Below are 22,978 nucleotides of genomic sequence, written 5' to 3' on the forward strand. Positions count from 1 at the left end.
ATTTATTGCTTATATGGAAATTATAAAAACGTTATTGTGGATTATTCAGATAGTTTCAGCTATTTCTGTAATTATATTGGTTTTACTTCAGCAGGGTAAAGGTGCGGATGCCGGTGCTACCTTCGGTTCTGGTGGTTCTTCCTCTTTGTTTGGTGCTAGTGGCTCAGCTAATTTTTTAAGCCGCTCAACAGCAATTGGTGCAGCAATATTTTTTGTAACTACCCTAGCTTTGGTTCTTATCTCAAGTAATGGGCGTGTTGGCGATCTTGGGGTTATGGCAAATATGACAAATGCAGGTAAGACTTCAGCGAGTCAAGTGGTTGCATCGCAAGTTGCTGCCAGTCAGCCATCAACTAGTAAGAAAGCAGCCACAGCTAAAAAAGAAACAGGGAATCAGATTCCAGATTGATGATTTTTGCCGACATGGTGAAACTGGTAGACACGCCATCTTGAGGGGGTGGTAAGCTTAGCTTGTGTGAGTTCAAATCTCACTGTCGGCACCATAAGTTAATATTTTAAGGGAATACAATGGTTTATACTTCATATTTTCCAATTCTTTTCTTTATGTTGCTGGCGACTATTATGGGATCCATAATGATTGTTGCCGGACGTCTTCTTGGTCGTCATAAGCCTGATGATCAGAAAAATTCGCCATATGAGTGTGGTTTTGAGGCGTTTGAGGATGCACGGGTTAAATTTGATGTTCGCTATTATTTGATAGCGATTATTTTTATTTTATTTGATCTTGAGGTTGCATTTTTATTACCTTGGGCATTAGTATTTCGTCATCTGGGAATGTATGGCTTTGTCGTTATGGCGGTATTTTTGACGATATTAATCGCTGGCTTTGTATATGTCTGGAAAAAAGGAGCGTTAGAATGGGAATAGAGGGAGTTCTAAAAGAAGGCTTTGTTACAACTACCGCTGATAAGTTGATTAATTGGGCGAGGACAGGTTCGCTTTGGCCAATGACATTTGGTTTGGCTTGTTGTGCAGTGGAAATGATGCATATTGGTGCTGCTCGTTATGATCTAGATCGTTTTGGGGCGGTTTTTCGTCCTTCTCCACGTCAGTCAGATGTTATGATTGTTGCGGGTACGCTTTGTAATAAAATGGCACCTGCTTTACGCAAAGTTTACGATCAGATGCCTGAGCCGCGTTGGGTAATCTCAATGGGGTCGTGTGCTAATGGTGGTGGGTATTATCACTACTCTTATTCAGTTGTACGTGGCTGTGATCGCATTGTTCCTGTTGATATTTATATTCCTGGATGTCCACCAGCTGCTGAGGCTCTGATGTACGGAATAATCCAGTTGCAAAATAAAATTCGTCGTGATTCTACAATTGCCAGAAAGAGTGCCTGATGAGTAAATTAGATAGACTGGAAGCAGCTTTAGTTGAGGTTGCTGGTAATATATACAGTAATTTATATCGCCATTATAATGAAATTACCATTGAGGTAAGCCCTGATCGATTAATTGAGCTTATGAATAAGCTTGCTTTAAATGATAAACTTAGTTTTGAGCAATGTCAGGATGTCTGTGGGGTTGATTATTTAAGCTATAAAAACGAAGAAAAATCTGAAGATGCCTTGCGTTTTGCAGTTGTTTACCATCTTTTATCACAGAAATATAACTGGCGTTTACGTGTAAAAACCTTTGCTACTAATAATGAATTTCCAATTGTGCCTTCTGTGGTTGATATCTGGAGCTCAGTTAATTGGTTTGAACGCGAAACTTTTGATTTATATGGTATTGTATTTGAGGGGCATCCGGATTTGCGTCGGATTCTTACTGATTATGGATTTATTGGGCATCCATTCCGTAAGGATTTCCCTTTATCAGGATATGTTGAGATGCGCTATGATGAAGAACAAAAGCGCGTTATTTATCAACCGGTAACAATTGAGCCGCGTGAAATTACACCGCGCATTATACGTGAGGAGGGCTACGGTGGCAGAAATTAAGAACTACACCCTGAATTTTGGGCCGCAACATCCGTCTGCCCACGGGGTTTTACGTTTGGTACTTGAGCTAGATGGTGAAGTAATTCAGCGTGCGGATCCACACATTGGATTGCTGCATCGTGCGACTGAAAAACTTTCTGAGCATAAGACATTTATTCAAGCTTTGCCATATATGGATAGGCTTGATTATGTATCAATGATGTGTAATGAGCATGCTTATTGTCTAGCTATTGAGAAGCTAATGGGGCTTGAAGTTCCTATTCGTGCTCAGTATATCCGGGTTATGTTTGCTGAGATTACGCGTATCTTGAATCACCTAATGTGGATTGGTGCACATGCTCTAGATATTGGTGCAATGGCGGTATTCCTTTATGCTTTCCGTGAGCGTGAAGATCTTATGGATTGCTACGAAGCTGTTTCAGGTGCTCGGATGCATGCGGCATATTTTAGACCAGGTGGTGTTTATCGCGATTTACCTGAAACTATGCCAAAATATACAGAATCAAAAGTAAAAACTAAAAAACAGATTGATGCTTTAAATAGGGCACGTCAAGGAAGTTTACTTGATTTTATTGAAGATTTTGCAAATCGGTTTGATAAATGTGTTGATGAATATGAAACCTTAATTACTGATAACCGGATTTGGAAGCAGAGGACAGTTGGTATTGGTGTTGTTACCCCAGAACGTGCTTTAAATTTAGGTTTTTCTGGTCCTATGGTACGTGGTTCAGGTCTAGCTTGGGATTTACGTAAAAAACAACCGTATGACGTATATGCTGATTTAGATTTTGATATTCCAATCGGTAAAAATGGTGATAGCTATGATCGTTATTTGGTACGTGTAGCAGAATTACGTGAGTCGAATAAAATCATTAAACAGTGTGTGGCTTGGCTAAAAAATAATCCTGGTCCAGTTATAGTTGATGATCACAAAGTAGCTCCACCGCATCGTGAAAAAATGAAATACGGAATGGAAGAGCTAATTCATCATTTTAAATTGTTTACTGAGGGTATGCATGTACCTGAAGGTGAAGTTTATCAGGCTGTTGAACATCCTAAAGGTGAGTTTGGAATTTATCTTGTTTCCGATGGTGGCAATAAACCATACCGCTTAAAAATTAAAGCACCGGGTTATGCTCATTTGGCGGCGCTTGATGAAATGAGTCGTGGACATATGATTGCTGACGTAGTTGCAATTATTGGTACTCAAGATATCGTATTTGGGGAGATTGATAGATAATGTTATCTCAGGAATCATTACAGAAAATTGATGTTGAGTTGGCTAAATATCCAGCAGAACAACGTAGAAGTGCAACAATGTCTGCGCTGAGAATTGCTCAGCAAGAATTAGGTTGGTTATCTCCAGAAACAATGGAGTTTGTTGCTAGTTATTTACGGATACCTGCTACTCAAGTGATGGAGGTAGCAACTTTTTATGGGATGTATAATCTCAAGCCAGTTGGTAAATATAAAATTACCGTTTGTACTAATCTTCCATGTGCATTGCGTGGTGGGGTTAATTCTATTGAATACCTTGAAGACAAATTAGGTATAAAAGTAGGTGAGACTACTTCGGATGGTAAATTTACCTTGATGGAAGGTGAGTGCATGGGGGCATGTGGTGATGCTCCGGTATTGTTGCTAAATAATCATAAAATGTGTAGTTTTATGACTCCTGAAGCAATTGATAAAAAATTAGCGGAATTAATGTAGTTGTACTCGCGAAGGCTGATGAGAATCAGTTTATTAGTAGTACTGTTAAATGGAAGTTGTTTGGTTTATGCGGCGGAAAGTAGTCCCTTTCAACGTTATGATAATAACTTGACTCTTGGCTACTATAATGTTATTTATGGTGATGGTGATTCAACCGGGGTATTGATATTCATGCTGAAGCCCTACTAGATATGGGGCTATGGTTATCAGCTGGTGCTGGATATGTACTATATTATAACCGTACCAGTAGTGTATTAAATAAGGTTACAGGGGCTAGTCTGTCTATCAATGCAGGATACGCATTTCTTACTCTTGAAAATAAGCTTAACCTTATTCCCTATGTAAGAATGCAACATATAGGTCAATCATTGAGTACGGGCTATGACTCTTCTCAGGTTGATTATACTGATGCATATGGACCGGGGTTAATAACTGAATATGATGCGATTAGGGATACTTTAAAATTTCGATTTGATACTAATGTTTTATTTTCAAATACGAAATCATCCTTTGTATCACCAAATAATTACCCAGACCAAAGCAATACTAATACTTTGTGGAGCTTTAGTCCTAGCATACAATATAATATTACAAAAGTATTGACAACACAATTTATTTACTCATATACAATTAATACCTATAATCCTAGCATGAGTGCAAATACTTTTGATTTCAGGATAGGTATAATTTATTAAGCCAAGGAGTTTATATGGCAATTTATCATAGCGGTGTTATATTTGCCGATGTGGATACGCATGATCCCGATTGCTGGAAATTGAATAATTATATCAAGCGCGGTGGTTATCAGGCGCTTAAGCGTATCATTGGTTCAAAAGTTCCTGCTGAAGAAGTTATTGCAGAAATGAAAACATCCGGCTTACGTGGTCGTGGTGGTGCAGGATTCCCGACTGGACTTAAATGGAGCTTTATGCCACGTACAATGCCTGGTCAAAAATACATCATGTGTAATAGTGATGAGGGTGAGCCTGGTACTTTTAAAGATCGTGATATTCTTGCATTTAATCCCCATGCAGTAATTGAGGGTATGATTATTGCTGGTTATTCGATCGGGGCATCAGCTGGCTATAACTATATTCATGGTGAGATTTTTGAGCTGTATCAAAGGTTTGAGGAAGCACTTGCAGAGGCGCGTGCTGCAGGTTTTTTAGGGAAAAATATTCTGGACTCCGGATTTGAGTTTGAATTACATGCCCACCATGGTTATGGTGCCTATATTTGTGGCGATGAAACTGCATTATTAAATTCAGTTGAAGGGCATAAAGGTCAACCGCGATTTAAGCCGCCTTTCCCGGCTGGTTATGGTTTATACGGTAAGCCAACTACAATTAATAATACTGAATCTCTTGCATCAGTTCCATTTATTCTACGTGATGGTGGACAGACATTTATGGATAAGGGTATTCCAAATAATGGTGGAACTAAATTATTCTCAATTTCTGGACATGTAGAGCGTCCTGGTAATTATGAAATTCCCTTGGGAACGCCGTTTAGCAAATTACTAGAAATGGCTGGTGGTATGCGTGGCGGTAAAAAAATGAAAGCTGTAATTCCTGGTGGATCGTCAGCGCCAGTTTTACCAGCAGAAATCATGATGGATTGTAATATGGATTATGATTCGATTGCCAAAGCGGGTTCTATGCTTGGATCTGGTGCTGTGATTGTTATGGATGAAGATGTCTGTATGGTTAAAGCACTTGAGCGACTTTCTTATTTTTATCATGAAGAAAGTTGTGGCCAATGTACTCCATGTCGTGAGGGAACAGGCTGGCTATATCAGATCGTTCATCGTATTGAAACTGGGCAGGGAAGAGCTGGAGACCTTGAGTTATTGAATAGTCTTGGAAATCAGATGGCAGGACGTACAATTTGTGCTTTGTCGGATGCGGCAGTTTTCCCGGTACGTAGTTTTACTAAGCATTTTAGAAATGAATTTGAATATCATATCGAAAACAAAAAATGTATGGTAAATCATCGCTGGTGTTAATGCCGAAGATAGTTGTTGTTAGGAATCAATAATGATTGAATTTGAATTAGATGGTAAAGCAGTAAAAGGCGAACAGGGCGCTACAGTTCTTGAAGTCGCTTTGCGTGAAGGTAAATATATTCCTCACTTCTGTTACCACAAAAAATTATCGATTGCGGCAAATTGCCGCATGTGTCTGGTTGAAGTTGAAAAAGCCAGAGGTCCGGTCCCGGCTTGTGCTACTCCGATTACCGAGGGTATGAAGGTTATGACTGCTTCCAAGATGGCAGTAGAAGCGCAAAAAGGGGTAATGGAATTTCTTTTGATTAATCACCCGCTTGATTGCCCGATTTGTGATCAAGGTGGTGAATGTCAGTTACAGGATCTAGCAGTAGGCTATGGACGTTCGGAATCAAGGTTCCATGAAGAAAAGCGTGCGGTAACGGATAAGGATCTTGGTCCATTAGTTCGTACCAAAATGACACGTTGTATTCACTGTTCACGCTGCGTTCGTTTTACTGATGAAATCGCTGGTTATCAGGAATTAGGCATGAGTTATCGTAATAACCATGTTGAAGTGATGCCGTTTCTAGGTAAAACAGTTGATAGCGAATTATCAGGCAATATTATTGATATTTGCCCAGTAGGTGCACTAACGTCAAAACCATTTCAAGATACCGCAAGAACTTGGGAGTTATCACGGCGTAAGACTGTATCTCCACATGATGCATTAGGTAGTAATCTGGTAGCACAAATTGATAAATATCATAAAGTTGTTCGCGTATTACCTTATGAGAATGAAGATATTAATGAATGCTGGATTTCTGATCGCGATCGCTATAGTTATGAAGGTTTATATCACGAAGAGCGTGCGACTAACCCGATGATTAAGCAAGATGGTAAATGGATTAAAGTTGATTGGGAAACTGCTATTGACTACGCAGCAAAAAGTATGGCTGGCGTTAAACATGATCATGGTAGTGATGCAATCGGTGTTTTGGCATCAGCTATTTCAACTACTGAAGAGTTACACTTATTACAAAAAGCCATGCGTGGAATTGGAGTTAGCAATCTAGATTATCGTCTGGATATGATAGATTTCAATCTGGATGGTAAAGTTGAAGGTGTTAGTTATCTTGGTTCTAGTGTAAATGAACTAGCTAGTAGTAAGTCTGTATTGGTGGTAGGTAGTGTTCTTCGCGAAGAACAACCATTGATTGCACAACGCTTACGTCAGGCAGCCAAAAAAGGAACCGAATTACACACAATCAATGTAATTAAAGAAGACCTTCTGGCAAAAGTGATGACACAGTCGGTAGTTGATCCACGTAAACTAAGCTATAAACTTGCTCAAGTTCTTAAATATGTAAGTGAGATTACTGGAAAATCAACTGAAATTAATTTGATGAATGTTGATACTTGTTCAAAAGCAAAACAGATTGCTGAAAGTTTAGTTAAAAATCAAGGTACAATTATTTTGGGTCGTGTTGCACGGACTCTTCCTGACTATTCTAAAGTAGTAATTTTGGCACAAGAAATAGCTAATTTTACTGGTGGACATTATGGAGTTTTACCTTCACTAGCAAATGAAGTTGGTGCGCAATTAGTTGGCTTTACGCCATATCGCGCTGCATTTAACGGCTATAATGCCAAAGGATTAAATGCTAGGGAAATGCTTGAAAGTCCACGCAAAGGTTATGTATTATTTAATACTGAACTTGAGCTAGATAGTTTCAGTTCACAAGCTGCAATAGCCGCGCTTAGCAAAGCAGAATCAGTAATTGCTATGACAGCTTATATCAGTGAAGATATGCTTCAATATGCAGATGTGATTCTTCCAGTTACTCCATTTACTGAAACCGCTGGGTCATATGTAAATATGGAAGGTAAATGGCAGAAATTTAATGGTGTAACTCGCCCAATGGGTGAAGCTAAGCCAGCATGGAAAGTAATCCGTGTTTTAGCTAATAAATTCAATCTTGATGGATTTGATCATAATAGCATTGAAGATGTCCGTTCGGAAATAGCTAATTTAAACGATACTGCAAGTTATTTGAATAATAAGGTAAAAGTAGAGCCAGTTTCGATAAATAAACCTGACTTAAATGGGTTAGTTCGTTTTGCAATTACTGGTATTTATAATGCAGATAGTATTACTCGTAGGGCAAATGCATTACAGCAAACTCCATGGGCTAAACTACCAACATTGACTGTATCACCAGTTTTAGCTGAAAAACTAAGTTTTAAAGCAGATGCTAATGTTACTGTTAAGCAGTCACACGCTCAGAAACAATTTAATCTGGCTGTATGTGAAACTATTCCGGAAACCATGGTGTTATTAGCTAAAAATCAAAGTACAATTGGGTTTGCTGGTACCTATGATCCAATTGAATTAAGTTTGGCTTAAGGGGGCAATATGGAATTTTTACAACATTATTTAGGACATGATCTTGCTTTTGCCATCTGGCATTTGATCAAGGCTGTACTGACCATTGTACCCTTAACTCTATCTGTTGCTTACCTTACTCTGGCAGAACGTCGGATTCTGGCATTCATGCATGCGCGGATTGGAGCTAACCGAGTTGGACCATTTGGGTTATTTCAGCCATTTGCTGATTTATTCAAATTTGTGTTTAAAGAAATTATTGTTCCTTATAAAGCGTCACGTGGTGTATTTTATTTTTCACCGATTATTATTCTTTTTTGTGCGCTTTCGTGTTGGGCTGTAATTCCTTTTAACCCTGAATTATATTTTACTGATGTAAATGCTGGTTTACTTTATGTTGTTGCAGTATCCTCTCTTGGTGTTTATGGAATTATTCTGGCGGGATGGGCAGGTAATTCAAAATACTCGTTCCTTGGTGGAGTTCGGGCTACGGCACAAATGATTTCATATGAATTAGCAATGGGCTTTGCTTTGATTGCGGTAATTATGGTATCAGGTAGCTTAAATTTTATTGATATAGTAAATAGTCAGGCATATGGCAAATTTGCTGGATCAATTCTTTCTTGGAATCTTATTCCTTTATTTCCAATGTTCTTGGTTTATCTTATTTCAGGTGTTGCTGAGACTAATCGTGCTCCGTTCGATGTTTGTGAAGGTGAGTCAGAGATTGTTGCTGGGTTCCACGTTGAATATTCGGGTACTCCGTTTGCCTTATTTATGTTAGCCGAATATGCTAATATGTTCTTAGTTTCAACTTTGACTGTAATAATGTTTCTTGGTGGTTGGTTATCACCATTCCCTCGGAATTGGGGTATACTTGGACATGAATCAATGGCATGGTTGGTAATTAAGGTATTAATACTATTATTTGGTTTTATCTGGTATCGTGCAACATTTCCACGTTATCGCTACGATCAGATTATGCGTTTAGGTTGGAAAATATTTTTACCAATTACCCTAGTCTGGATTTTTGTTATAGCTGTATGGATGGTTTCTCCATTCACTATTTGGAAGTAAAAGTATGAAGAGATTTTTTAAAACTTTTTTGCTTGGTGAGTTATTAAAAGGGATGGCAGTAACTTGGCGTGTCATGTTACGTCCAAAGCCAACTATTATTTATCCAGAGGAAAAAACTCCACAATCTCCTCGCTTTCGTGGATTACATGCATTACGTCGCTATCCAAATGGTGAAGAGCGCTGCATCGGTTGTAAACTTTGCGAGGCAGTATGTCCGGCACTAGCAATCACGATTGATATTCATGAACGGGATGATGGTACTCGTCGCACTACTCGCTATGATATTGATCTGATTAAGTGTATTTATTGTGGTTTTTGTGAAGAAGCGTGTCCTGTTGATGCAATTGTAGAGACACCAATTCACGAGTATTACGGTGAAAACCGTGGTGATTTGCATTATACCAAAGAAATGCTTCTAGCTATTGGTGATAAATACGAAAGTGTTATTGCTAAAGTTAAAGAAGCAGATCATAAGTATCGCTAAGAGGTTAATATGGATATAGTAAGTGTATTATTTTATGTTTTTGCAGCGATACTGTTATTTAGTGGTTTTAGGGTTATTACTGCTAAAAATCCGGTTCATGCTGCGTTATTTCTAGTTTTAGCATTTGTAACTTCAGCCTGCCTATGGATGATGTTAAATGTTGAGTTTTTGGCACTAACATTGATTCTAGTTTACGTTGGTGCTGTAATGGTACTATTCTTATTTGTGGTCATGATGCTTGATGTTGATCTTGAGTCATTACGCAAAGGATTCTGGAAAAATATGCCATTAGCATTGGTTTTGGGGGTAGTTGTACTACTTGAGATGTTACTCGTGATAGTAAAAAACCCAGTTGTAACAAGTGTTGCTAATGTTGATCCAGAAAGTAAAATCAGTAATGCTAATAAGCTTGGTTGGGTGTTATATACACAGTATTCGTACCCGGTTGAATTAGCTTCAATGATTCTTTTACTAGGTTTGGTAGTTGCAGTAGCTCTTACCCTACGTAAGACTGATAAGCAAGCTAAATATCAAAATATTGCCGCACAGGTTGCGGTTGATAGCAAAACTAGGTTTACAATGGTTAAGATGGCAGCAGAAGTTGAAGAAATTTCTAGCGAAGAAAATAAACAGGAAACAGCAGGAGACAAACAATGATAGGAATGAATCATTATCTTATTTTGTCGGCAATACTGTTTGCTATTTCGGTTATGGGTATTTTTCTAAACCGTAAAAATATCATAGTAGTATTACTATCAATTGAATTAATGCTTCTTGCGGTTAATTTCAATTTTGTTACTTTCTCGAGTTTTTTACATAATGTTGCTGGACAAATATTTGTCTTTTTTACTTTAACGGTGGCAGCAGCAGAATCAGCGATTGGTCTTGCAATATTGATTATCCTTTTCCGTAACTTACGGTCAATCAATGTTCGCGACATGGATCAGCTTAAGGGTTAATTTTTAAGGGTAGCAAAATGAATAGCATGCATTTATATTTGACGATTATACTGGCTCCCTTAGTTTCATCAACTCTGGTTGGGCTTTTTGGCTGTGCACTTGGCAAAAAACTAAGTCAGCTGTTATGTATTTTGGGTGTACTGATTTCAACAGTATGTTCTGTAATGGTTTTAAATCAAGTTTTGAGTAATGGCTTATATTTTGATGGTCCATTATACACTTGGTTGACTGTTGGTAATCAAACTTATTCAGTAGGTGTATTGATTGATAGTCTGACTGCAACGATGCTTACAGTTGTAACTTCTGTATCGTTGATGGTACATATTTATACTATCGGTTATATGGCTGGTGAAGATGGTTATACCAGATTCTTCAGTTATATTTCATTATTTACTTTCATGATGATCATGCTAGTAATGTCTAATAACTTTATCCAGCTATTTTTTGGTTGGGAAGGTGTTGGTTTAGTATCTTATCTTCTGATCGGATTTTACTTTAAGCGTGAATCAGCGATTTTTGCCAATTTGAAAGCATTCTTGATTAACCGTATTGGTGACTTGGGATTCTTGCTAGGAATTGGGCTAGTGCTTGCTTACTTTGGTACTTTGAATTATGCTGAGGTTTTTGCAAAATTAAATGAAATTACTGGACAAACTTTCCTAGGCACTGGTTGGAGTGTTATAACTGTAATTTGTTTACTACTTTTTGTTGGTGCAATGGGTAAATCTGCGCAGTTTCCATTACATGTTTGGCTTCCTGACTCAATGGAAGGTCCGACACCGATTTCAGCATTGATCCATGCGGCAACAATGGTAACAGCTGGAATATTTATGGTTGCACGTTTGTCGCCAATGTATGATTTATCAGAAACAGCTTTGTCGTTTATCGCCATAGTTGGTGCAATCAATGCCTTGTTTCTTGGTTTACTTGGGCTTATTCAGACTGATATTAAACGAGTTGTGGCTTATTCGACATTATCTCAGTTAGGTTACATGGCAGTTGCTTTAGGCTGTGGAGCATACTCAGTAGGTATTTTCCATCTGATGACACATGCTTTCTTTAAAGCGTTGTTATTTTTGGCTGCAGGTTCAGTAATCGTGGGTATGCACCATGAACAGGATATGCGTAAGATGGGTGGTTTGTGGAAATACATGCCAATTACTTATCTAGTAACCATAGTTGGTAATCTGGCACTGGCTGGTGTTCCGCCTTTTGCTGGGTTTTTCTCAAAAGACATGATTCTTGAAGCTGCAGAAAATGCACATCATCATGGACTATACGGTAGTTCTTTTGTGGTATTCTGTGTATATGCAGCGGTATTTGTAACTGCATGCTATAGTTTCCGCCAGTTATTCATGACTTTCCATGGTGAGGAAAGATTCCGTCATGCACATGATGATCACCATAGTCATGATGATCATGGACATCATGGTCCGGTAGAACCGCATGAATCTCCTTGGGTAATTACTGTTCCATTGATACTTTTGGCTATTCCATCTGTTATCATTGGTTGGATTGCATTTAGCAAGTTCGTTCCGGGTGATTTTTATCAAAATGTTATTTTTAATGCTGACTTCTTTAAAGAATTTACTGGTGAGGCAATGGCAAAAGGAGAGTTATCGCCAATTGCAATGATGATGCATTCATTATCTACTCCGCCAGTTTATCTAGCATTATCAGGTATTATTGCTGCGTACATTGCACATAAATCACCTGCGTTTGTGTCTGCTATTAAAGCAATCTTCAAGCCAGTAATTTATGTAATGGAACGTAAATATTTTATGGATGATTTATTTATAAATCTCTTAGCTCCTCTTGGACGTGGAATCGGTAAAGTTCTATGGTCAATTGGGGATGTTTTATTGATTGATGGGCTAATTGTTAATGGTTCAGCAAGAGTTATTGGGGTATTTTCTAAGATATTCCGCCGTGCTCAGACTGGATATGTAAATAGTTATGCAACATTTATGGTACTAGGTATATTGATTCTTCTTACCTTTTGTACCGGTTTAATCTTGCATTAAGGATAGAGTAATGATGAATTATTTGCTAAGTTTAACGATATGGACACCAATTGTATTTGGACTCATTACTTTATTAATAAATAAGAATGACTGTCTGGCGCGCTATTTTGCGCTTTTGGGTTCGATAATTGCCTTTCTGTTTTCACTACTGATTTTCTTTGGTTTTGATTCTAGTGCTACTAGCATGCAGTTTCAAGAAATGTGGCCTTGGGTTGGTAGCCTAAATATTAATTATCACTTAGGTGTAGATGGTATATCAATGCCTTTTGTGGTACTAAATAATTTTATTACTGTATTAGTAATTCTTGCTGGCTTCAAGGTTATTAAACATAAAGTATCTTTGTATAATAGCATGTTCCTGATGATGACTGGTTTCATCTCTGGTTCGTTCTGTGCGCTAGATGCAATTTTGTTTTATGTATTCTTTGAGGCGATGCTTATTCCTATGTACCTGATTATTGGGGTATGGGGAAGCTCAAACCGCGTTTATGCAGCGATTAAATTTTTCCTTTATACGCTGATTGGTTCATTGCTAATGTTAGTTGCCTTGATCTATTTATATTTCAAGAGTAATGGTAATTTTGAGATTCTTAGTTACTACAAATTGCCATTAAGTATTACTGCACAAACACTTATTTTTATTGCTTTCTTTATGTCTTTTGCAGTAAAAGTTCCAATGTGGCCATTACATACTTGGTTACCGGATGCCCATCCAGAAGCACCGACTGGTGGTTCAATGGTACTTGCGGCAATTACACTTAAAATTGGTGGTTATGGCTTCTTACGGTTTATTTTACCAATTGTTCCAGATGCTTCACGTGAACTTGCTGGATTGATGGTAGTATTGTCATTGATTGCTATAGTTTATATTGGATTAGTTGCAGTCGTTCAGAAAGATATGAAAAAGCTAGTGGCTTATTCATCAATTTCACATATGGGGTTTGTAACTCTAGGTTGCTTCTTATTTGCTAATGGCACATTAAATACTTGGGCAGTTGAAGGTGCGATTACTCAAATGATTTCTCATGGTTTTGTGTCGGCGGCTATGTTCTTCTGTATCGGTGTAATGTATGATCGAGTTCACTCTCGGAATATAGCTGATTATGGTGGTGTTGTTAACAAAATGCCTGTATTTGCTGCATTCTTTATGCTATTTGCAATGGCTAACTCAGGACTACCTGGTACCTCTGGTTTTGCTGGTGAGTTTATGGTAATCATGGGGGCAGTTGAGACTAATTTTGTGGCAGCAATTCTTGCCGGGCTTACCCTGATCTTGGGTGCGGGCTATACTTTATGGATGTATAAACGAGTTGTGTTTGGTGACGTTGTTAATAGTCATGTAGCTGAAATGGATGACGTTAGTAAGCGTGAGTTTTTGATTCTGGCTATCTTGGCTATAGCCGTGATTGTAATGGGTGTATGTCCAAATATATTTGTAGCCAAAATGCATGCTAGCGTTGAGCAGTTATTGACTCAAGTTACATTAAGCAAAATTTAAGCAAGGTAGATGATGATGTTGACTTATCCGAATTTAATTCCGGTTTTACCCGAACTGTTTATGGCATTTATGATCGTATTAATTCTGATCGTTGATGCTTTTACTTCAGAATCGAAAAAAGGTATTAATCTAGTTCTTACCTTGTTGACACTGGCTGGATGCTTCGTTATCCAGAAAGTTATTGATCGTGGTGTTACTCAGCTTACCTTCAATAATATGTTTATTCTTGATGGTATAGCTACTGGTACCAAGATGTTTACCTATCTGTTTTCATTTGTGGCTGTTTTATATGTAAAACGCTATGTTTGTGATAAGCAAATGCTTAAAGGTGAGTTCTACGCAATTTTCCTATTTGCAGTGCTTGGTATGATGGTAATGATTTCTGCTGATAATATGCTAGTTTTATACGTTGGACTAGAACTATTATCATTGGCGTTGTACGGTTTAATTGCTTTACAGCGTGATAGTGTAAAAGCCACCGAGTCGGCAATGAAGTTTTTCATTCTTGGTGCATTAGCTTCAGGGATGCTACTTTTTGGTATTTCATTTATTTATGGCGGTACTGGTGGATATTTACAGCTTGAGTATATATTAAAAGCTATGTTGAGCCAAAATGATACCAATGGTGCATTACTAGTCTTTGGTTTGGTATTTATTGTAGCGGGTTTAGTATTTAAACTTGGCTTGGTACCATTTCATATGTGGGTGCCTGATGTTTATGAAGGTTCTCCTTTAGCGGTTACGACTATTATTGGTAGTCTGACTAAAATTGCTGCTGTTGTGTTTATTATCAGATTTTTGATTGGTGGCTTAGTATTATTAAATCCATACTGGTCAATAATGTTGCTACTATTGGCGTTATTGTCTTTATTTTTTGGAAATATTATTGCTATAGCCCAGACTAATATCAAACGTCTATTAGGCTATTCAACTGTATCGCATATGGGGTTTGTTGCATTAGGTTTAGTTACAGTTAATGTCGATGGGGTTTCAGCTACTTTATTCTATATAGTAACTTACTCTCTAACCGCACTTGCTGGATTTGGTGTTTTGACCATGCTTTCTCGTGATGGTTTTGAATGCGAGAATCTAGATGACCTTAAAGGACTAAGCAAAACTAATCCGGTTTATGCTGGTTTATTATTACTTGTGATGTTCTCAATGGCTGGTATTCCACCATTAGTTGGTTTCTATGCTAAATTGAAGATATTATCGGCTTTGGTAGCTAGTGGTTATATTCCTGCTGCGGTATTTGCCGTAGTAATGTCATTGATTGGTGCGTTCTATTATATCCGAGTGGTTAAAGTAATGTACTTTGATGAGCCAGTTAAGGAAATAGTTCCAGCTGACACTTGTGTTTTTAGTCGGACGATTTTATTGGTTAATGGGGCATTATTGGTGATAATTGGTATATTCCCAACTATGGTTATGATGTATTGTAATCAGTTGATAACTGGCTAATTCGCCTAAATATACACTGTTATAAAAGTCGTACATTTGTACGGCTTTTTGTTTGTATATTGGTTTAAAAATTATCAACATATATTCAACTCTAAGTTAAGGTCTATTCCAAATTTCAAAGATCTTCTGTATGTAGTATAATTATGCAAATTAAATTATTTCAGGAAAGCTAGGATGCTACAAAAATATAAACCGATAACTGGAAGAAAGATTAAATTCGCATTGGTAGGCTGTGGGCGCATAGCGGCAAACCATTTTGGTTCTATAAGTCAGCATGCGGATAACTGTGAATTGATTGCAGTCTGTGATGTTAATCCTGAGCGTGCCAATAAGGCAGCTAGTGAAAATAATGCCAAAGCTTATTACAGCTTGGATGAAATGCTTGAAGCTGGTGGCTTCGATGCTGTTATTCTTACTACTCCAAGTGGCTTACATCCAGTACAGGCAATAGCCTGTGCCGAAGCGGGTTTTCATGTGCTTACTGAAAAACCAATGGCTACTAGAATGTCAGATGGTATAGAAATGGTTAAGGCTTGCGATAAAGCTGGAGTTCGCCTTTTTGTGGTTAAACAAAACCGTCAAAATGCAACCATTCAGATGGTGAAAAAGGCTATCGATGATGGGCGTTTTGGACGGATTTATTCTGTTGCCTGTAATGTCTTTTGGACTAGACCACAGGCATATTATGATCAAGATGCTTGGCGTGGAACTTGGGAGTTTGATGGCGGAGCATTTATGAATCAGGCTTCACATTATGTTGATTTGATGGAGTGGCTAATTGGTTCGGTAGAGTCAGTTCAAAGCTATACTGCTACGCTTGCAAGAAATATTGAAACTGAAGATAGTGGCGTAGTGGCAATAAAATATCGTAGTGGAGCATTAGCAACCATGAATGTATCTATGCTAACCTATCCGAAAAATTTAGAAGGTTCATTAACCATAATTGGCGAAAAAGGAACCGTGAAAATTGGTGGTGTGGCAGTAAATAAGATTGAGCATTGGGAGTTTGAAGATAAACGTCCGGAAGATGATTCAGTAATGGAAGCAAGCTATGCTACGACTTCTGTCTATGGTTTTGGGCATCCGCTTTATTATGATAATGTAATTGCAACATTACAGGGTAAGGCGCAGCCACTAACCGATGGGCGAGAAGGGTTACGTTCGCTTGAGTTACTAATTGCAATTTATATGTCGGCCAGAGATGGCAAAAAAATATCATTACCGTTAGTTTATTAAGAGAAAGAAATGGCAAATAATTATAAGGGAATTATTCTAGCTGGTGGTAGTGGAACACGCTTACATCCGGCTACACTTGCAATGTCCAAGCAGTTACTTCCGGTTTATGATAAGCCAATGATATATTATCCTTTATCAATATTGATGCTAGCAGAAATTCGCGAGGTGTTGATTATTTCAACGCCACAAGATATTCCTCGTTTTGAGCAATTGCTCGGTGATGGTAGTCAGTGGGGAATTAGCATTTCTTATGCGATTCAACCGAGCCCAGATGGTTTAGCCCAAGCATTTATAATTGGTGAAGAGTTTTTAAATGGTAGTCCAGCATGCTTGATCCTTGGCGATAATCTATTTTATGGTAGTGGAATGACAGAGTTGCTCATTTCTGCCCAGAATGCTAATGGGGCAACGGTTTTTGCTTATCAGGTAGCTGATCCAGAGCGTTATGGCGTAGTTGAATTTGATACTGCAAAGAAAGTAATCAGTATTGAAGAAAAGCCCAAAGAGCCTAAATCAGATTTTGCGGTAACAGGTTTATATTTCTATGATAGTAGTGTAGTTAGCTTAGCCAAAGAAGTAAAGCCATCAGCACGTGGTGAACTTGAAATTACTGATCTAAATCGCCTCTATTTGGAGCGAGGTAAATTAAATGTTATCACGATGAAGCGTGGTTTTGCTTGGCTTGATACTGGTACTCATGATTCATTACTTGAAGCATCCAATTTTATCCAGACAGTTGAACATCGACAGGGAATCAAAATAGCTTGTTTGGAGGAAATTGCCCTTCATAAAGGTTGGTTGACAAAAGATACTCTTCTTGAGCGCTTATCTGCTATGGGTAAAAGTACCTATGCTGAATATTTACGCCGGATAATAAAATAAGGTTTAGATTATGGAATTTATAAAAAGCGCGATTCCGGAAGTAATTCTTATCAAGCCCAAAGTGTTTGGCGATGATAGAGGATTTTTCCTAGAGTCATATAAGAAACCACTCTTTGTAGCGAATGGTATTGATTATGATTTTATTCAGGATAATCATTCTATGTCGGCTAAAGGTGTTTTACGTGGCTTACATTATCAGTTAAATCCAAAAGCACAGGGGAAGCTGGTGCGTTGCGTTAGTGGCAGTGTTTTTGATGTGGCGGTTGATATTCGTCGAGGATCGCCAACATTTGGGCGATGGGTTGGTTATGAATTAAGTGCTACTAATAAGCAAATGTTATGGATTCCTCCGGGATTTGCCCATGGCTTTATTACCCTAGAAGATAATACTCAATTCCTATATAAGACGACTAATGATTATGCACCAGAATATGATCGTGGGATTAAATATGATGATCCAGCAATTAGTATCGTTTGGCCAGAGATAGGGGAGTTGCTTCTATCGGGGAAAGATCAAGCGCAACCATTATTGAAAGATGCAGAGATAAATTTTGTATTTGGAAAAGAGAATGACTAAAACATTATTAGTTACTGGTGGAGCCGGGTTTATTGGTTCAGCAGTAGTCAGGGAACTGATTCAAAATTCAGACTATACGGTGATAAATATTGATAAGCTTACTTATGCTGGTAATCTTGAATCATTAAAAAGTGTAGAAAATAGTTCAAGATATAAATTTGAGCAAGTGGATATTTGTGATAAGGCGAATATTCAGCGGATTTTTAATGATTATCAACCAGTTGGAATTTTACATTTGGCTGCGGAAAGTCATGTTGATCGTTCAATCGTTGGTCCCGGTGAATTTATTGAAACAAATATAGTTGGAACTTATAATTTACTTGAGTGTGCAAGGGAATATTATAATCAGCTTACGGACAAGAGCCAGTTTAAGTTTGTTCATATCTCAACCGATGAAGTATTTGGTTCACTTGGTGATACTGGTTATTTTAGTGAGCAAACACCTTATGATCCGCGTAGCCCGTATTCAGCATCTAAGGCAAGTAGCGATATGCTAGTGCGTGCTTGGTATCATACCTATAATTTGCCAATAGTTATAACTAATTGTACCAATAATTATGGTCCATACCATTTTCCGGAAAAATTAATTCCCTTGGTAATTAATAATGCCTTGCAGGGTAAGCCACTACCGATTTATGGTAAGGGTGATAATGTTCGTGATTGGCTCTATGTTGATGATCATGCTCGGGGTATTATTCTTGCCTTTGAAAAAGGTCGGGTTGGTGAAAGTTATTGTATCGGTGGGCATAATGAACGGACTAATCTACAAGTGGTAGAAACCATTTGTCGGATTCTTGATGAATTACAAGCAAAAGTAGATAAAACTTCATACTCAGAGCAAATTACGTATGTCACAGATCGTGCTGGACATGATTACCGCTATGCAATGGATCCAGCAAAAATTCAGGCTGAATTAGGCTGGCAGCCACAGGAAGATTTTGATTCCGGAATCAGGAAAACAGTTAAATGGTATCTGGATAATCAAGAGTGGGTAGCACATGTAATTAGTGGTGAATATCAAAGCTGGATTAAACAGAATTATTCAGGACGTGATAATGGCTAAAATCTTGGTGCTGGGGGCAAATGGGCAGCTTGGTAGCGATTTGATAAAGATATTTGCTAATTCTACACATGAAGTTTGTGGATTAACCCAACTAGATTTGGATGCAGCATCAGCTGATGTGAGTATACAATTAGCCAAATATATTGCTTATGATTATATTATTAATTGTATTGCGACAACCAATGTTGATGGTTGTGAAGATAATCCAGATCTGGCGTTTATCTTAAATAGTGCCTTTGTTGTAAAGCTAGCAAAGTTCTGTCAGGAACAACAGTCTATATTGATTCAAGTATCTACTGATTATATCCTTGATGGTATAGCTAATAAGCCAATTCTGGAAACTGTTACAGCAAATCCGTTAAATGTTTATGGCTTATCCAAATATGCTGGGGAAATTGCAGTAAGTTCTAATTGTGACAAATATTTTATCTTACGCGTGGCTTCATTATTTGGTATTGCTGGGGCAGCTGGTAAGGGTGGTAACTTTATTAATACCATGCTAAGACTTGCGAATGAAAAAGATAGCTGGCAGGTGATTGATGATCAGTTTAGCTGTCCAACGCACACTCTTGATGTTGCGCGGGCTATTTGTCGCCTAATTGATGATAAAATTACGGATTTTGGTATTTATAATTGTGTAAGTAGTACAGGTTGTAGTTGGTATGAATTTACTCAAGAGATTCTTAGTCTAAGTGGATTAAACCCGGATAAAGTTAAGCCAGTTAGCTATAAAGATTATCAATTTAAGGCTAAACGACCACAATATACAATACTTGATAATTCTAAATTAGCTAAGTATTATGTAATGCCAGATTATAAACAGGCATTAGGTGAATATTTACAATTAAAGTATAATAATTAATATGAGTGAAGAGACATATATGCATAATAGAATAGTATCATTAGTTGGGCTTGGATACGTTGGCTTGCCCGCAGCGGTTGCCTTTGGTAAACAAAAGCAGGTTATTGGTTTTGATATTAATCCACAGCGGATACTTGAACTAAAGCAGGGGATTGACCGAACCGAAGAAACTACAAAGGAAGATCTTGAATCGGCAGACATTCTTTTTACTTGTGATATTCACGATTTGAAAAAAGCTGATTTTCACATAGTGGCTGTACCAACTCCGGTTGATGATGCACATGTACCAGACTTAACTCCAGTAAAAAAAGCTTCAGAAACTGTTGCTAAGGCACTTAAAAAAGGTGATATAGTCGTTTATGAATCTACTGTTTATCCGGGTGTTACCGATGATATTTGTGTTCCGATTCTTGAACATATTTCGGGGTTGCGTTGTGGTGAAGATTTTACAGTTGGCTATTCTCCAGAACGGATAAATCCGGGTGATAAAGAGCGTAGTTTTACTACCATTCATAAGATTGTTTCTGGTTCTGATCAGAAAACTCTAGAGATTGTTGCCGATGTTTATGCGAGTGTAGTCACTGCCGGAGTACATAAAGCTAGTTCCATCAAGGTTGCTGAAGCTGCTAAAGTAATTGAAAATTCCCAGCGTGATTTAAATATCGCTTTTATGAATGAATTGGCAGTCATTTTTGATCGGATAGGAATTGACACGGAAGAGGTGCTTCAAGCAGCTGGTACCAAGTGGAATTTTCTGCCATTTCGTCCAGGGCTAGTTGGCGGGCACTGCATCGGTGTTGATCCGTACTATCTTACCTATCGTGCTGAACAAATTGGTTATATTCCACAAGTAATCCTTGCTGGGAGAAGAATCAATGATAATATGGGGCGTTATGTCGCGCGTAAAGGGATTAAACTACTTCTTAAACATGGCTTGGCTATTGATAATCTTGAAGCGGTAGTGCTTGGGTTTACCTTTAAGGAAGATTGTCCGGATGTTCGTAATACCAAGGTAATTGATATAATCCGTGAACTTGAAGATTATAATGCTAAGGTTTATACGCATGATCCGGTAGCGGATAAAGAGGATGCCTTACATGAGTATGGTATTAAATTCACTGATTTTAAAGATCTGCCGCAAACACCATTATTGATTTTGGCAGTTTCACATCGTGAATTTAAGGAAATTGAACTTGAGAATTTACTGGCGAAAGTCAAACCAGGTGGAATAATTTTGGACGTTAAATCTGCATTGCCAAAAGATGAGATTCTTAGTCGTAGATATAGATTGTGGCGTTTATAATTTTGGAGATAACTGCTCGGGCTATCTTGCAATAGTTGCGCTGTAAGGCTCCTTATTTACTTCTTATGTAAACCGCGTCGCCTTGTGCCCTGCTCTTGCTAGATATTCCGGCAGTTATATGGGTTACTCAGTATGAGTAATTACTTTTGGAGAAAATTTAATATGTTTAAAACAGTTGTTGCTCGTGAATATAATTATCAGGATGTGTATTTAAGACCTCGTCATACAGTGGTTAATAGCCGTAAAGAGTGTGATACCTCAGTAACTCTGGGTCGGCATAAATTTATTATGCCCGTTTATCCTTCAAATATGAAATCAGTAGTTAATGTGGATACTTGTGAATTTCTTGCCCGACGTGGCTGGTTTTATACCATGCATCGCTTTAATGTTGAGCAGGTTGAATTTGTAAGTTATATGCAGGAAAACGGGTTGGTGGCTTCGATTAGTATTGGAGTTAACGATGATACGATTGCACAATTAAAGCAGCTACAGGTAGCTGGGCTTACTCCTGAATTTATGACACTGGATATTGCTAACGCTTGGTGTCCAAAAGCTGAACGGATGATAAAATATGTAAAAGACCACTTTGAGTCATTTTTGATTGTTGGAAATATTGCTGGTAGTGATGCTGCTAGGGACGTTCATGCTTGGGGAGCTGATGCAATTAAAGCTGGGATTGCTGGTGGTAAAGTTTGTATTACCAAAAATAAAACCGGATTTCATCGTCCAATGGTATCTACTATTTTGGATTGTGCTAGCTACACCCGTGAAGCTGGAGTGCCACTGATTGCTGATGGTGGCATAGTTGAACATGGCGATATTGCCAAAGCGTTTGCCTGTGGTGCCAATTTGGTAATGGCAGGTAGCCTTTTTGCTGGGTATGATCAATCAGCTGGTAATATTATTGAAGTTACTATTGATGGTCAAGCTTCACCACGCGCGTTTAAAGAGTATTATGGTTCAGCTTCTCAGTATAATAAGGGTGAATACAAGAATGTTGAAGGGAAGAAGATTCTGATCGACTATCGTGGAAATATAGAGCGACTTCTTAATGAGCTTAAAGAAGATCTTCAATCCTCAATTAGTTATGTGGGTGGAACCAAAGTTGATGATTTAATTCATGCTGAAATTATTTCTATCAGCTAATTTGATCGGTTCTACTTATTCAAGAGAGTTGGATTTTGTACCAGCTCTTTTTTTATTGGGCAATAAAAAACCCCACTATGTCGTATGATGAATATTCATGATGAACCTAGTCAAAATTTTAGGTCGGCTTGTGGTTTAATGGGATCATCCGCAAGGAACGATACACGCTCACCACATGAAAGCTAACCTATCTAAGAGCATCATTGGTTCAAGAATATTACTTCAACTACGCGAGCACTGTAGGGCAATAATTATTTTACCCTAGAAACTTATTAGTGTGTATTAAATTATTCTATTATTTTTTTAATAAAAATTTTACTTTAAATAATTCGAAATAAGTCAGTGTGATAATTTTTT

General features: G+C 37.9%; 24 protein-coding genes and 1 tRNA gene. All 25 read left to right on the forward strand.

Going from position 1 to position 22,978, the window contains the following annotated elements; all coding sequences use genetic code 11:
* Positions 1-13: 13 nt before the first annotated feature.
* Positions 14-409 carry a preprotein translocase subunit SecG gene (gene secG, locus CUN60_RS03375; protein WP_102950679.1) on the forward strand — a complete coding sequence of 132 codons (396 nt, stop codon included), beginning with the start codon at positions 14-16 and terminating at the stop codon, positions 407-409.
* 8 nt (positions 410-417) lie between these two features.
* Positions 418-503 (forward strand) — tRNA-Leu (locus tag CUN60_RS03380).
* 25 nt (positions 504-528) lie between these two features.
* Positions 529-888, forward strand: a complete 360-nt coding sequence (locus CUN60_RS03385; RefSeq protein WP_102950680.1) for an NADH-quinone oxidoreductase subunit A — start codon at positions 529-531, stop codon at positions 886-888.
* Entirely contained in the window at positions 879-1,364 is a 486-nt protein-coding gene (locus CUN60_RS03390) for a NuoB/complex I 20 kDa subunit family protein (protein ID WP_102950681.1), read from the forward strand. The genes CUN60_RS03385 and CUN60_RS03390 overlap by 10 nt, the downstream gene beginning before the upstream one ends.
* A complete protein-coding gene (locus CUN60_RS03395; RefSeq protein ID WP_102950682.1) occupies positions 1,364-1,966 on the forward strand; it encodes an NADH-quinone oxidoreductase subunit C in 603 nt (200 codons plus the stop codon). The genes CUN60_RS03390 and CUN60_RS03395 overlap by 1 nt, the downstream gene beginning before the upstream one ends.
* Positions 1,953-3,206: an NADH-quinone oxidoreductase subunit D gene (locus CUN60_RS03400; RefSeq protein WP_102950683.1), complete on the forward strand. Its 1,254-nt coding sequence runs from the start codon at positions 1,953-1,955 to the stop codon at positions 3,204-3,206. Before CUN60_RS03395 ends, CUN60_RS03400 begins: the two co-directional genes overlap by 14 nt.
* The gene (gene nuoE, locus CUN60_RS03405) at positions 3,206-3,679 is read left to right on the forward strand and encodes an NADH-quinone oxidoreductase subunit NuoE (RefSeq protein WP_102950684.1); all 474 of its coding nucleotides are present in this window, start codon (positions 3,206-3,208) and stop codon (positions 3,677-3,679) included. The genes CUN60_RS03400 and nuoE overlap by 1 nt, the downstream gene beginning before the upstream one ends.
* Before the next feature lie 18 nt (positions 3,680-3,697).
* Complete coding sequence (locus CUN60_RS12885) at positions 3,698-3,868, forward strand: hypothetical protein (protein WP_158649273.1); 171 nt, start codon at positions 3,698-3,700, stop codon at positions 3,866-3,868.
* Between the two features lie 2 nt (positions 3,869-3,870).
* A complete protein-coding gene (locus tag CUN60_RS03410; protein WP_102950685.1) occupies positions 3,871-4,374 on the forward strand; it encodes a hypothetical protein in 504 nt (167 codons plus the stop codon).
* A gap of 14 nt (positions 4,375-4,388) precedes the next feature.
* Complete coding sequence (gene nuoF, locus CUN60_RS03415) at positions 4,389-5,684, forward strand: NADH-quinone oxidoreductase subunit NuoF (RefSeq protein WP_102950686.1); 1,296 nt, start codon at positions 4,389-4,391, stop codon at positions 5,682-5,684.
* A gap of 31 nt (positions 5,685-5,715) precedes the next feature.
* On the forward strand, positions 5,716-8,070 hold the full coding sequence (gene nuoG / locus CUN60_RS03420; protein WP_102950687.1) for an NADH-quinone oxidoreductase subunit NuoG: 2,355 nt from the start codon (positions 5,716-5,718) through the stop codon (positions 8,068-8,070).
* Positions 8,071-8,079: 9 nt separating this feature from the next.
* The gene (nuoH, locus tag CUN60_RS03425) at positions 8,080-9,126 is read left to right on the forward strand and encodes an NADH-quinone oxidoreductase subunit NuoH (RefSeq protein ID WP_102950688.1); all 1,047 of its coding nucleotides are present in this window, start codon (positions 8,080-8,082) and stop codon (positions 9,124-9,126) included.
* Positions 9,127-9,130: 4 nt separating this feature from the next.
* Entirely contained in the window at positions 9,131-9,610 is a 480-nt protein-coding gene (nuoI, locus tag CUN60_RS03430; RefSeq protein ID WP_102950689.1) for an NADH-quinone oxidoreductase subunit NuoI, read from the forward strand.
* Positions 9,611-9,619: 9 nt separating this feature from the next.
* Positions 9,620-10,267: an NADH-quinone oxidoreductase subunit J gene (locus CUN60_RS03435; RefSeq protein WP_102950690.1), complete on the forward strand. Its 648-nt coding sequence runs from the start codon at positions 9,620-9,622 to the stop codon at positions 10,265-10,267.
* Positions 10,264-10,569, forward strand: a complete 306-nt coding sequence (nuoK, locus tag CUN60_RS03440) for an NADH-quinone oxidoreductase subunit NuoK (protein ID WP_102950691.1) — start codon at positions 10,264-10,266, stop codon at positions 10,567-10,569. The genes CUN60_RS03435 and nuoK overlap by 4 nt, the downstream gene beginning before the upstream one ends.
* 17 nt (positions 10,570-10,586) lie before the next feature.
* Positions 10,587-12,593, forward strand: coding sequence for an NADH-quinone oxidoreductase subunit L (gene nuoL / locus CUN60_RS03445; RefSeq protein ID WP_102950692.1), 2,007 nt, complete (start codon positions 10,587-10,589; stop codon positions 12,591-12,593).
* A 10-nt stretch (positions 12,594-12,603) separates the two neighbouring features.
* Positions 12,604-14,091, forward strand: coding sequence for an NADH-quinone oxidoreductase subunit M (locus CUN60_RS03450; RefSeq protein ID WP_102950693.1), 1,488 nt, complete (start codon positions 12,604-12,606; stop codon positions 14,089-14,091).
* 12 nt (positions 14,092-14,103) lie between these two features.
* Positions 14,104-15,552 carry an NADH-quinone oxidoreductase subunit NuoN gene (gene nuoN, locus CUN60_RS03455; RefSeq protein ID WP_102952435.1) on the forward strand — a complete coding sequence of 483 codons (1,449 nt, stop codon included), beginning with the start codon at positions 14,104-14,106 and terminating at the stop codon, positions 15,550-15,552.
* Between the two features lie 174 nt (positions 15,553-15,726).
* Positions 15,727-16,788, forward strand: coding sequence for a Gfo/Idh/MocA family protein (locus CUN60_RS03460; protein WP_102950694.1), 1,062 nt, complete (start codon positions 15,727-15,729; stop codon positions 16,786-16,788).
* Between the two features lie 9 nt (positions 16,789-16,797).
* A complete protein-coding gene (gene rfbA / locus CUN60_RS03465) occupies positions 16,798-17,670 on the forward strand; it encodes a glucose-1-phosphate thymidylyltransferase RfbA (protein ID WP_102950695.1) in 873 nt (290 codons plus the stop codon).
* A 10-nt stretch (positions 17,671-17,680) separates the two neighbouring features.
* Positions 17,681-18,247 carry a dTDP-4-dehydrorhamnose 3,5-epimerase gene (gene rfbC / locus CUN60_RS03470; protein ID WP_102950696.1) on the forward strand — a complete coding sequence of 189 codons (567 nt, stop codon included), beginning with the start codon at positions 17,681-17,683 and terminating at the stop codon, positions 18,245-18,247.
* Positions 18,228-19,310 carry a dTDP-glucose 4,6-dehydratase gene (gene rfbB / locus CUN60_RS03475; protein ID WP_425266151.1) on the forward strand — a complete coding sequence of 361 codons (1,083 nt, stop codon included), beginning with the start codon at positions 18,228-18,230 and terminating at the stop codon, positions 19,308-19,310. Before rfbC ends, rfbB begins: the two co-directional genes overlap by 20 nt.
* Positions 19,303-20,172 carry a dTDP-4-dehydrorhamnose reductase gene (gene rfbD, locus CUN60_RS03480; protein WP_102950698.1) on the forward strand — a complete coding sequence of 290 codons (870 nt, stop codon included), beginning with the start codon at positions 19,303-19,305 and terminating at the stop codon, positions 20,170-20,172. Before rfbB ends, rfbD begins: the two co-directional genes overlap by 8 nt.
* A 19-nt stretch (positions 20,173-20,191) precedes the next feature.
* Entirely contained in the window at positions 20,192-21,475 is a 1,284-nt protein-coding gene (locus tag CUN60_RS03485) for a nucleotide sugar dehydrogenase (RefSeq protein WP_102952436.1), read from the forward strand.
* 162 nt (positions 21,476-21,637) lie between these two features.
* On the forward strand, positions 21,638-22,621 hold the full coding sequence (locus tag CUN60_RS03490; protein WP_102952437.1) for a GMP reductase: 984 nt from the start codon (positions 21,638-21,640) through the stop codon (positions 22,619-22,621).
* Positions 22,622-22,978 lie beyond the last annotated feature (357 nt).

Origin of the sequence: Aquella oligotrophica, assembly GCF_002892535.1 — a bacterium.
GTDB lineage: Bacteria > Pseudomonadota > Gammaproteobacteria > Burkholderiales > UBA11063 > Aquella > Aquella oligotrophica.